Below are 12723 nucleotides of genomic sequence, written 5' to 3' on the forward strand. Positions count from 1 at the left end.
ATATGGGTTTAGAGAATAACAAAAATATAAAAGATTTCTTAGATAACATAATAATACATATTAAAAATAAAGATGTTCATAATGAAGTTAAAATGGAATTTGAATCTCATATATTAGAAATTGTATATGAATTTATAGATAATGGATTAAGTGAAGAAAAAGCAATAGAAGAAGCTATAAAAAGAATGGGGAATCCTAAAAAGATAGGAGAAAGATTAAATAAAGTACATAAACCAAGACCAGATTATATAACAATATTTTTAACTATAGGACTTTTATCTATTGGGGTATTAGCTATGTACTCACTTATGAAAAGTGATTTAGTAAGCAAGGGGATGATTTATAAAAATATATTAAGTGCTATGCTAGGTGGAATTGTAGGTATAGGTATCTATAAATTTGACTATAGAAAGATAAAAAAATACAGTTATCAAATATATGGTATAACATTTTTAATAGTATTATTAACTAGAGTTTTTGGTTATAAAACTAATGGTGTAGATACTATATCTAACAGTGTATCATTACTAATTACAATGATATTTTTAATATCATTATCTGGGATAATTCAATTATTAGATTTAAGTAAAATAAAGAATATAATAATTTTAACTATACTATCTATAATTCCTATACTTGCTTTAATGGCTATACCAAATGCTACAATGGCACTATTTTATATATTTACAGTTAATATAATATTTTTTATGTCAAAACCACCAAAGAAATATAAGCTAGGGGTAATTTTAATAGAATTATTAGGGATAATTACTGTATTTCTTAAAATATTAAGTACACCACATCTTAAGGATAGATTATTAGCATTTATGCCAGGATTATTTAGAAGTATGTTTGACCATCCAGGTACATATATTCAAACTCAGTCTATGAAATTATTAGATAATGCTACTTTATTTGGACAAAATATAGGCCAAAGTAATATAGAGATTAATATACTTCGAACTGATTTAATATTTACGAGTATTGCTTATTCTCTAGGATGGATAATGGCAATGGTTAGCTTAGTTGTAATTGTAGCTTTTTTAGTTAGAAATTTTGTACTAGTATTTAAAGTTAAAGATAACTTTGGAAAATTAATTACTGCTTCTATAGTAAGTATGTTATCACTTCAATTTATAGCTACTATTTTATATTCAATAGGATTATCACCTTTAACATTTGGACTACCATTTATAAGTGTTGGGGGAATGAATGTACTTATTAACTGCATAATGATAGGTATTTTATCTAGTGTATATAGAAGAAAGACATTAGTTAGTGTATAAATATTATAAAAATTTATATGCAACTAGTTGCTATGTTACAGTTAAAATGTTAAACCTTTTATTTATATAATAAATTTTTAAGATATATTTAAGGATAACATAATAGTTATTTAAGCTTGATTAGTTAATATATACTTATCAATCAAGGAGGAGATGGCTATTATGAAAATTAATAAAAAATTTGTAGTGCTTTTAATTGTATCATTATTTACTATTAACATGGCAGGATGCAAATTTATAGATAAAACAGATAATTCTAATATAAAGAAAATAGAACAAAGTAAAAGTTACACAGAAAAAGAGATAAAAAAAGAAGCTAGAACTTCTATAAAATCATCAATAAATGAATATTTAAACATAGCAAAAGAACTAATGTGGGAAAAGAATGTTACTTCAGAAAATCTAAAAAATGAACTTAATGCTTTTAATAAAATTTCAAATAAAATGAACTATGAATATGAAAGATTTAAACATATCTCAAATAATTCAGATTCTTCAAAAGGAAAAGAATTAGCAACGAATGCTTCAAAAATATTTGAAAATATGAAACAATCAGTAGATGTATTTATTGAAGGAGTTAAAGATATTGATACAATGGACTATTCAAAATTAATACAACATTTTATGGATAGCGTAAAAAGTACATTTGATTATTATAAATCAATGATATAAAGATTACCCTTAAAGTAGAAAAATACAGTTTTGTATATACTTTAAGGGTACTGTTAAAAAGCTTTCTAAAGTACTAAATTTAAATTGTTTAATTAAGTCCTAGAGAATAAATTCTCTAAAAGGTTTATACTATCTCCATAGAAAGTTGTAAATTCTTCATTTTTAATATCTGCAACATGACTAACAGGTATGGAAAGGGATACATCAGAAATAGTACTTATGCTACTATTAGAATCTGAAGTAATAGATATAATATCTCCTCCAAGTTCAGATAGCTGTTCAATTTTTCTAATACAAGCAAAATTTTCACCAGACTTTGATATAACTATTAAAGTAGGGTTATGTTCTTTTTCATGTACTATAGGTATTTCAAGTCCATGCAATAATATAACATGATACTTTTTTACTAATAGTTTTCTATGTATGTATCCTGTTACAAACTCACAAAATCCTTCCCCATATAAATAAATATACTTATCCTTATTTAAATATGTTTTAGACAATTCATTTAAGTCAGTTAAAGGACGTTTTGAATTCCATGAAAAACTATTTTCGTTTTTAATGCTGTTAACTTCAATATCCGATGTCATTCTTTTTACATCAAAAATTAGTTCATTGTATCCGCTATATCCAAGCTTTTTAGCCAATCTAATAATAGAGGCTGTAGAAGTAAAGTTTGACTTAGCAAGTTGTCTTATACCTTCTTTTCTTATTTTTTCTGGACTAGCAAACATGTACTCAAGTATCTTTATTTCTGAATCTGATAAATTTTGATTTTTAAAGATTCTACCAACATGAAATGTTTTGTTCATAGGTATCTCCTTTCCATATTTTTCCGAATTTAATATAGATAAATTATATCATAAACCATTTATATTATGAAACATGTTACGCTATTGTACATCCGTTACAAAAGGGGATTAAAGTATATTAATAAAAGTAAAAAGGATATATACTTAAAATATATCAAAGGAAAAGGGGGAGACAGAGATTAAAAAATTAATTATTAACGCAGACGATTTTGGATATTCTCATGCTGTTAACTTAGGAATAGCTGAGAGTCATATAAATGGTGTGCTAACATCTACAACATTAATGGCAAATATGCCAGGGACAAAACATGCAGTTGAATTATCTAAAAAAATGCCTAAATTGGCAATAGGGGTACACTTAACATTGACATGTGGTAAGCCTATTTTAGAGAATAGTGTAAGTTCATTAACAAAGGAAGATGGCTATTTTTATAAGTTAAGTGATTTTGAAAAAGGAATTGTAAATATTAATAAAAATGAGCTTTATAATGAGTGGAAAGCTCAAATAGATAGATTATATTCATTTGGGATTAAATTAAGCCATATTGACTCCCATCACCATATACATACATTTGAAGAACCATCAAAAGTTGTTAATATGCTTTCAAAAGAATACAACCTACCTGTTAGGAATTGTAACAGGGCAACAAAGAATAGTGAAATAAATTTCTTAGATTTATGTAATTATGACCCTATTAGAGATATGACTACTAAATATATGTCAGTTAGAGAGGTATGTTTTAAAGTTATTGAATCAAATATACTTAAAAATATTGAGTTTGAAAAAAGTGAGGCAATGTGTCATCCAGCATTTTTAGATAGCCCTTTACTTGAAGGATCATCTTTTAATATTGCTAGAATAAGAGAAGTAGATATACTATGTGATCCTTATATGAAAGAGCTTATAGATAAATACGATATAGAACTTTGTAATTATAATAATATATAAATTTAAAGGGGGATATTATTTTGACTAATTCACTTCGATTAATTAGTAATCAATTATCTAAGCTTGGAAAAGCAATGCTAGTACCAGTTGTTGCTATGCCTGTTGCAGGTCTTTTATCTAGACTTGGTCAACCAGATTTACTAAACTTAGACATATTAAAAATTGCATCTGATGTTGTATTTGGAAATTTGGATTTATTATTTGCTGTTGGATGTATACTTGCATATACAAAGAGTAAAGACAAATCATCAGCAGTTTTAGCAGGAGTACTTTCCGTTATGGTGTTTAGGCAAGCGCTTACCTATTTAAATGAAAGTACTAGTATGGGAGTATTTGGAGGTATAGTATCGGGTATAAGTACTGCTACTATATATAATTATAGTAAAAACTGGAAAGTACCTAGTATGTTTTCTTTCTTTGCAGGGGAAAAGTTAGCTATAACTTTAGGACCAATATTTTCACTTGTTTTAGCAGGAGTATTTAGTTTTATATGGCCTCCAATAGAAGCAGGGTTAGATACTTTTGCAATAGGTCTTGGATCAATGGGAATTATAGGAGTATTTTTATTTGGATTTTTAAACCGTGTTTTAATACCAACTGGTTTACACCATGTTTTTAATGCGTACATATTTTATGAGTTAGGAAGTTACACAACAGCAAATGGAACGGTGGTAACAGGAGAGATGACAAGATTTTTAGCAGGAGATCCAAGTGCAGGATCATTCTTAATAATGTTTTACGTAATTATGGTATTTGGAATACCAGGTATATCTTTAGCAATGTATAAAACTGCACGTCCAGAAAATAAAGAAGAAGTAAAAGGATTAGCAAATAGTGGTGCATTAACTTCAGTGTTTGCAGGAGTAACAGAGCCAATTGAATTTTCATTTATGTTTATATCTCCACTTTTATACTTTATACATTCAGTATTTACAGGTTTAGCAGGGGCGATATTATACTTATTTGATTCAAGACTTGGTTTTGCATTTGGATTTAATATTATAGACTTAACGCTAAACTGGAATATGGGTAATAATGTAATCTATATTTTACCTGTTGGGGTATTATTCTTCTTCTTATACTATTTTACTTTCAAGACACTTATCCTTAAAAAAGATATAAAGACTCCGGGAAGAAGTGAAAACATCACTGAAGATATGGATGAAAGTTCATTAAAATTATCTCATTCAAACTATGCATATATGGCAAAGAAATTATTACAAAATGTTGGGGGAGCTGAAAATATAGTTAACGCTGAAAACTGTGTTACAAGAATGCGTTTAGAAATAAAAGATATCAACTTAATAAACGAAGATAATATAAAGAAAACAGGGGCAAAAGGTGTAGTAAAAGTAAATAAAAACAATATACAAATTATAGTAGGAACAGAAGTAGTTCATGTAATGAAAGAGTTTAATGCAATATTAAGTGAATCAGCAAGTGAAGGAGGAATATAATATGGGAAATAAAATAGTAATAGTAGGTGGAGGTTCCACTCATACACCTGGAATAGTAGAGGTACTTAGAAACCGTGCAAAAGATTTACAATTAGAAGAAATAGTATTATACGATAATAACGAAGAAAGAAACTACCTTATAGGCGAGTTTACAAGAATTTATTATAGAGATAATAACTCAGATATTAAAGTTTCTTATACAACAGATATAAGAAAAGCTTTTAAAGATGCTAACTTCTTATATGTTCAAATCAGACCAGGCCTTAATAATCAAAGAGAAATTGATGAAAAAATATGCTTAAAGCATGGAGTTGTAGGTCAGGAAACTTGTGGCTTAGGAGGATTTTCTTTTGCACTAAGAGTTATACCTGAAATTTTGAAAATAGTAGAAGTTGCTCAGGAAGTTTGTCCAGATGCTTGGATATTAAATTACACTAACCCAGAAGCTATAATTTCAGAAGCTATATATAAGAAATTCCCTAAAGCTAAATGTTTATGTATATGTGATATGCCAATAAGTATAGAAGAAACTTTAGCAGAGTATTTAGATATACCATATAAAGATTTAACTTTCAAATACTTTGGTTTAAACCACTTTGGATGGTGGACTAATATTTATGATAAATCTGGAAAAGACTTATTACCAGGAATAAGAGAAAAGGTGGAATCAGGAGAGTTAAAGGGATTAATACAAAATAATGAAGAGATTGTAGGAGACGATTACTGGACTAAAACTTTCCAAAACGTAGTTAAAGCGTTTAAAATGTATCCTCAGTATTTCCCTAACTGCTACTTACAATATTATTACTTTGCAGATGAAATGGTGGAATCAGATGATATTGAGTTTACAAGAGGTTCTTATGTATTAAGTACTAGAGAAATTACAGTATTTGAAGAGTGTAAACGTGTTATAGAATTAGGAACAGCTAAGGATTCTAAGTTATTAGGTGGAGTTCATGGAAATTATATAGTAGATATAACTAATGCCATAATACATGATACTAAAGAAAGATTTATTATAAATATAAAAAATAATGGAGCTATTAATAATTTTAATAGTGATGCAGTAGTAGAGGTTCCATGTTATGTTGGATCAACAGGACCAGAACCAGTTACAGTTGGAAATATACCAACATTCCATAAAGGTATGATGGAAATGCAAAAGGCATATGAAAAATTAACAGTAGAAACAGCCTTAACAGGATCTTACAATACTGCAATGGAAGCTATATTACTTAATAAAACAATACCTTCTTATAAAGTAGGTAAGGCTGTATTAGATGATTTAATGGAAGCTAATAAAGCTTACTGGCCAACATTAAAATAATAAACCACACTTATAAACACTCAGATTCTTTTGGATATGAGTGTTTATGAGTTTATATTATAAAAATATAAAAATTGTGGAGAAAAAGTAGAGTATATTGTAATATTAGCAATATATGGGAGCAAATAAGATTATTTTAAGGGGGGATTATATTATGTTTAAAATCTTGAAAAAGAGTTTAGCAAGTTTAATGGCACTATTAATGGTTGTAACTACTGTTTTTACATCATCAGTTTATGCAGCGGATCAGCCACCTAATCCTGTCACAAAAGAGGGGTATACACTAGATTTTTCAGATGAATTTAATGGTCCAGAATTAGATAAGACAAAATGGACTGATTATTATTTGCCTCACTGGACGAAAAATCCAGAAAATGCAAAAGCACAATATAAGTTTGAAAATGGTTCTTTAATAGAATACATAACAGAAGACCAAAAACCATGGAGTCCTGAACATGATGGAAAAGTTCGTTCATCTGCTATAATGTCATTTGATAAAAACTGGATTCACAATTTTAGTGGTACAACTGATAACCAAGATAGAGATCCTTGGGTAGGATATGCTACTACTTATGGATATTTTGAAATACGTGCAAAGTTTGCTGACTGTGGAGGAGGCGGTCATCAAGCTTGGTGGATGGTAGGTATGCAAAATGATACTGATGATTGGTTTAATTCAAAAGAAACTGGAGAAATAGATATTATAGAATCTTTCTTTAGTAAACCAGATACTTGGAGAATTGCAGCATATGGATGGAATGATCCAAACTTCCAAACAAGCTGGATGCTTTCTGAAGAACCTGTTCCATCAGGAAATCCAACGTCTGAATATCATATATATGGACTTGATTGGTCACCAGGAAGTCTTAAATTCTATTATGATAACGAATTATATAAAGAAATAAATCAGGCACCAGATTATCCAATGGGTACAATTTTAAATATATATACAGATGCAGGTTCAGGACAACATAATGATGTTTGGCCTAAACAGTGGGCTATAGATTACTTCCGTGTTTGGAAAAAAGATGGTGGATATAAATTACCTTCATACCATATAAAAAATAGAGAAACAGGAAAATACTTATATATAGAAGAGAATAGTGATAAAGTTTCATATGGAGACCTTAATGAGTTTGAAACAAATGGAATTTGGAAAAAAGAACAAGCAGGTGATTGCGTTCGTCTAAAAAATGAAAAAACAGATGAGTATCTACACATAGAAAATCAAACAGGACTATTAGAACATGGAAAGGTACTTCCGACTTATTATAGTGCTCAGTGGAAAGTAGAAAATGAAGAAAATTATTTAAGATTTAATAATAGATGGAAACCTAATTCATATATGCACACTGAAGATGAAAATGGTTCAGTTCAATATGGAAATGTTCCTAAGGGATATTGGAGTAGCCAATGGCAGTTAATCCCTACAACATTAGATGTTAAATAGACTTAATATATTTACAAAAGGACCTAGATTTTTCTAGGTTCTTTTGTAAAAGAAAGAGGTAATATATTATGAAAATTTTAAAGTTAGTTATAATTTGTTTAATGATTTCAATGTTTGTTGGATGTAGTGTTAGTGAGCAGAAAACTAATTTAGCTAGTAGTAGTTCAAATGAAAATAGTGAGATAAATTCAAAAGAAGAAGATAAAAAGCAAGAAGAGAGAAGTAAGCAAACTTTATGGACTGTACTAGATAAAGATGGTAATGATAAAGAAATGATAACAAATGATAATAAGAATGTAGAACAAATAATAGATGTTATAGAAAAACATTGCTCGTTTGTAGATAATAGAGATTTTAATAAGTTAAATGTAGAAGATGAATATAATTTATATAGCGAAAACTTTATTAAAGGTTTAGAAAAGGGAAATTATAAAGAATCGGTAGATTCTATGTATAAAAATAATAAGCTAGCTTTAAAACATGAGAATTTAATATGGTATCGTAATTATTTTAATGAAGATATAACTACATGTAAGGTAACAGTTGAATCGGAATTTATTATTAATGAAGCAAATAAAGATTATCTTGATAAAAACCAGATGAACTTGGATGAAGTTTATCAAGAAAAAAGAACATATTACCTAGAAAAAGTAGAAAATCAGTGGAAGATTGTTAATATAGAAAAAAGTCCTTTAACAAAAAGAAGTAAAACTGCTTAAAAGATATTTATTAACCCTATAAAGTAGACAGTAAAAGTCTATTTTATAGGGTATTTTATTTAATATAATTGTTTAAAAATGACATAGATGATACTATAAAATTAGTAAAATAAAAATAGAGTAAACTTAAGGGGGAAATATGGCAAGATTTGAAACAAATACACAAACAGTAATAGAAATAAATCAAGATAAAATATACATAGATAAAAGTAGAGAAAAATCAATATTCAAATCAAAATCAAGAACAAAATCAATGTGCATAAAAGTATCAGCTATATCAGGGGTAGTACTTAGAGGGAATCTTCTATTAATATTTGGTTCAGGTCTACCATCACCAGAAAGTTATGAAGATATACCCTATTCATATCCAAACTGCATACAAGGCAGTGAAGAAGAATTAGAAAAAATATACAATTATTTAATAAGTATAATATAATTAAAAAAGACAGGTTTTTTACCTGTTTTTTTATTTTTTTGTATAAAATAACTTACTTAAAAAACATAATCATGTTAATATGAAATAGATATGAATTTATTGTAGAATTTTATAGAAATAAGTGGGAAATATGATATAATAAAAGTAAAATACGAAAATTAATTTAATTTATTAATAATAAGTTCGATAAAATACGTTTTCTCTGCATCGAAAAATACTATTTAACTAAAAAATAAGGGGATTTGTTATGATTAAGAAAAATGGAAGAAAGATAGCAGCAATTGCTATAGCAGCAACACTAGCAGGACAAAATTTACACGCTATATTTGCATTAGACAATGTTTTAAAAGAAGAACAGCCAGTAGTAGTTGAAAAAACAGATGAAAAAGAACCTACTGAAGATACTTCAAAAGAAAATACAGAGTCTACACCAGATGTAGAAAAAGAGCCTACTAAAGATACTACTGAGGAAGCAAAAAAAGAAGAAACTCCAAAAGAGGAAGTTTCAAAGGAAGAACCTAAAGGTGAAACAGTAGAAGCAACTGAAGAAAAAGCAAATACAAATAATAAAATAACTATATTACACACAAATGATATGCACGGAAGATTCCAAAGAAATGATAAAGTTATAGGATTAGATGTAGTAGCAGCTATAAAAAATCAAACTAAAAACTCAATATTAGTAGATGCAGGGGATACTACTCATGGATTACCTTTTGTTACTTTAAGTAAAGGTCAAGATGCGCTAGATTTATTAAATGCTACTGGATATGAATATATGGCACCAGGAAACCATGATTTTAACTACGGGTATGAGAGATTATTAGAATTATTCCAAAATGCAAAAGTAAAAAGTGGTAGCACTAAGCTTAGACCTTTAGCTGGAAACATAAAGAAAAACGGAGAGTCTTTATTTAAACCAAGTGCTATAAAAGTAATGAATGTAAATGGAAAAGAAATAAAGGTAGGATTCTTTGGTATGGCAACAGAAGAAACTAGCTATAAAACACATCCAAACAATGTTAAAGGGTTAGATTTTGAAGATCCAAGAATAACAGCTAAAGCAGAAGTTAAAAACTTAAAATCTCAAGGTGCAGATGTAATAATAGCTCTTGGACATATAGGTGTAGATGAATCAAGTGAGCCAACATCTGAAGATATAATAAGAGATGTAGATGGAATAGATGTATTTGTAGATGGGCATAGTCATACTGCTTTTAAAAATGGTAAAAAAGTAAACAATACTATGTTAGTAAGTACAGGGGAGTACTTAAGTAACTTAGGTAAAGTTGAAATAGAATTTGATGAAAATAATAAAGTGGTAGATGTAGATGCTTCACTTATAAATAAGTCACAAGCATCATCTGTAACACCAGACCCTGAAGTAGAATCTATGATGAAAAAAATTGAAGATGAGCAAAAAGCAGCTTTATCTGTTAAGGTTGGTAAAACAGAAACTCACTTAGAAGGATCAAGAGATAAAGTTAGATTTGGAGAAACAAACTTAGGTAACTTAATAACTGATGCTATGTTAAATGAAACTGGAGCAGATGTATCTTTAACTAATGGTGGAGGTATACGTTCAAGTATAGCTAAGGGTGATATAACAAAAGGAGATATAGTAAATGTATTACCTTTTGGAAACTTTATAGTAACTAAAAAACTTACTGGAGCTCAAATAAAAGAAGTTTTAGAGTTTGGTGTTGAAAATTACGGAGTTTCATTTGGCGGATTCCCACACGTTGGAGGAATGAAATACGTAGTAGATCCTAAACAACCAATAGGGAAAAGAATAGTTTCTTTAAAAGTAAATGGTAAAAATATAGATATGGATAAAACTTATACAGTAGCAACAAATGATTTTACAGCAGCAGGTGGGGACGATTATCCTGTATTTGCTAAATTACCTATAGTAAATGAATATAGTGCATTAAATGAAGCACTTGAAAACTATATAAAGAAATTAGGTACAGTTAATTACAAGGAATCAGAAGGTAGAATAACAACTGGTAAAAAAGCAGATTTTGAAGAAAGTGAATCTGTTAAGCCAGAAGAAGATAAAACAGAAGAAAACAAGCCACAAACTAATAAGCCAAACAACAACCAAGGAAATAACAATGACAAAACAGATAACCCAAAAACAGGAGATATTAGTTTAATGTCATACGTATTATTAGGTGGAGCTGCATTTGTAGGATTAAGATTTAGTAATATGAAATAAAAAGACAATAAATAAAGAGTTTTAGCCTTTAAAAATGCTAAAACTCTTTTTTATATGTTAAATATATTTATTTAATAAATTAATCATAAACTTACAAATTAATAATAAGAAATACTTTAACATATTAGTATATTAACAAGTGCATAATATATTTAATAATATTATGGAGGTTATTAAATGAAAAAGATATTTATTATAGTGGCTTCAATTATTTTAATATCCACAAATATTTCTTTTGCATATGCTCCAAGTTCCTCAACTGATGAATTTGTATCTGAATTAGAAATGATACAAAATGATTTAATGATGGCTACTAAAAGCTTGATGTGCATAGAGAATAAAAGTAAGGAAGAAATGGATATAATCAAGCAAAGTCTTGCAAATGATAGTTCTAAGATTAACTATTCTTTTGCTGCAATAAATAGGTTGTACAAAAATAACTCTGATACGCAATTAAGGAAAGAAATTTCTGCAATAAGTGAAGGATTATCATCATATTCTCTTGCAACAAATAGCCTTTTATTATATATAGATAATCCAAATGATACTAATCAACTTTTTGAAGCAGTTGGAGCGATACAAAATGGGAGACTTACATTAGAGTATTTGAAAAGTTTAAAGAAATAAGGCAGTCAAAACGATTTAAAGTAAAAATATTGATTGGTATAATGAATTTAACAAATTATTTATAAAATTCCAAATTAACAATTGCAAATACTTTAACATATTAGCTTACTAACAAGTGCATAATATATTTAATAATATTATGGAGGGTTTGAAATGAAAAAAATACTTATAACAATGCTTTCAATTATTTTTATATCAACAAGTATTTCCTTTGCATATGCTCAAAATCCTGATATCGAAAAATTTATATCTGATTTAGATTTGATAAAAAATGACTTGACGATACTTACTAAAAAGATAATGGATGTAGAACATAAAAGTAAGGAAGAAATTAATGAAATAAAAAAAGATATTGCTAGTAGTAGTTCTGAAATTAATTATGCTCTTGCTAGAGTAAGCAGTTTATACAAAAATGAAACTAATCCTTCATTAAGAAAAGAGTATTCGGCTATAAGCAATACATTGTCATCATATTCTTTTGCATTAGATAGTTTTTTATTGTATTTAGCTAATCCAGATGATATTAATCAATTTTTAGATGCAACTTATGAAATAAAAACAGGAAATAATTCTTTAAATGATATAAAAGAGTCACTTACTAGAAAGAAGTAAATTTACAATTAAATAATTTAAGATATATATAAAAGTTATCTCAAGGTAATTACCTTGAGATAACTTTTGTTTTTAGTCTATATAGTTATTATTTATTTATAAAAAATTAATTACTAAAATAATAAATGAAATACAACTTGTGTATATTTTATTAT

12 protein-coding genes are annotated in these 12723 nt (G+C 27.8%); 11 read left to right on the top strand and 1 reads right to left on the bottom strand.

The window, feature by feature from the left end; translation table 11 throughout:
* The first annotated feature begins 2 nt into the window (after nt 1–2).
* Nucleotides 3–1286: an FtsW/RodA/SpoVE family cell cycle protein gene (locus BN899_RS02025; protein WP_042272220.1), complete on the top strand. Its 1284-nt coding sequence runs from the start codon at nt 3–5 to the stop codon at nt 1284–1286.
* A 162-nt stretch (nt 1287–1448) separates the two neighbouring features.
* Nucleotides 1449–1958, top strand: a complete 510-nt coding sequence (locus BN899_RS02030; protein WP_042272223.1) for a hypothetical protein — start codon at nt 1449–1451, stop codon at nt 1956–1958.
* A gap of 92 nt (nt 1959–2050) precedes the next feature.
* Here the strand turns inward: BN899_RS02030 and BN899_RS02035 are convergent, their stop codons facing one another.
* Nucleotides 2051–2770, bottom strand: coding sequence for a MurR/RpiR family transcriptional regulator (locus BN899_RS02035; protein WP_042272226.1), 720 nt, complete (start codon nt 2768–2770; stop codon nt 2051–2053).
* A gap of 193 nt (nt 2771–2963) precedes the next feature.
* Here BN899_RS02035 and BN899_RS02040 point away from each other — a divergent pair, with 193 nt between their 5' ends.
* The 9 genes from BN899_RS02040 to BN899_RS02080 all read left to right on the top strand — a co-directional run bounded on the left by BN899_RS02040 (nt 2964) and on the right by BN899_RS02080 (nt 12568).
* On the top strand, nt 2964–3719 hold the full coding sequence (locus tag BN899_RS02040) for a carbohydrate deacetylase (RefSeq protein ID WP_278244942.1): 756 nt from the start codon (nt 2964–2966) through the stop codon (nt 3717–3719).
* Nucleotides 3720–3739: 20 nt separating this feature from the next.
* The gene (locus tag BN899_RS02045; RefSeq protein ID WP_081712131.1) at nt 3740–5176 is read left to right on the top strand and encodes a PTS transporter subunit EIIC; all 1437 of its coding nucleotides are present in this window, start codon (nt 3740–3742) and stop codon (nt 5174–5176) included.
* 1 nt (nt 5177) lies between these two features.
* Complete coding sequence (locus BN899_RS02050; RefSeq protein ID WP_042272232.1) at nt 5178–6503, top strand: family 4 glycosyl hydrolase; 1326 nt, start codon at nt 5178–5180, stop codon at nt 6501–6503.
* Nucleotides 6504–6657: 154 nt separating this feature from the next.
* Entirely contained in the window at nt 6658–7953 is a 1296-nt protein-coding gene (locus BN899_RS02055) for a glycoside hydrolase family 16 protein (protein WP_147568470.1), read from the top strand.
* Nucleotides 7954–8021: 68 nt separating this feature from the next.
* Nucleotides 8022–8672, top strand: a complete 651-nt coding sequence (locus tag BN899_RS02060; RefSeq protein WP_042272238.1) for a hypothetical protein — start codon at nt 8022–8024, stop codon at nt 8670–8672.
* Between the two features lie 139 nt (nt 8673–8811).
* Nucleotides 8812–9108, top strand: coding sequence for a hypothetical protein (locus BN899_RS02065; protein ID WP_042272241.1), 297 nt, complete (start codon nt 8812–8814; stop codon nt 9106–9108).
* A gap of 247 nt (nt 9109–9355) precedes the next feature.
* Nucleotides 9356–11329, top strand: coding sequence for a 5'-nucleotidase C-terminal domain-containing protein (locus BN899_RS02070; protein WP_052356502.1), 1974 nt, complete (start codon nt 9356–9358; stop codon nt 11327–11329).
* A gap of 177 nt (nt 11330–11506) precedes the next feature.
* Nucleotides 11507–11956, top strand: coding sequence for a hypothetical protein (locus BN899_RS02075; RefSeq protein WP_042272244.1), 450 nt, complete (start codon nt 11507–11509; stop codon nt 11954–11956).
* A 153-nt stretch (nt 11957–12109) separates the two neighbouring features.
* On the top strand, nt 12110–12568 hold the full coding sequence (locus BN899_RS02080) for a hypothetical protein (RefSeq protein WP_042272247.1): 459 nt from the start codon (nt 12110–12112) through the stop codon (nt 12566–12568).
* Nucleotides 12569–12723 lie beyond the last annotated feature (155 nt).

The sequence above is a fragment of the Faecalimicrobium dakarense genome, assembly GCF_000499525.1.
Taxonomy (GTDB): Bacteria; Bacillota; Clostridia; order Peptostreptococcales; family Peptostreptococcaceae; genus Faecalimicrobium; species Faecalimicrobium dakarense.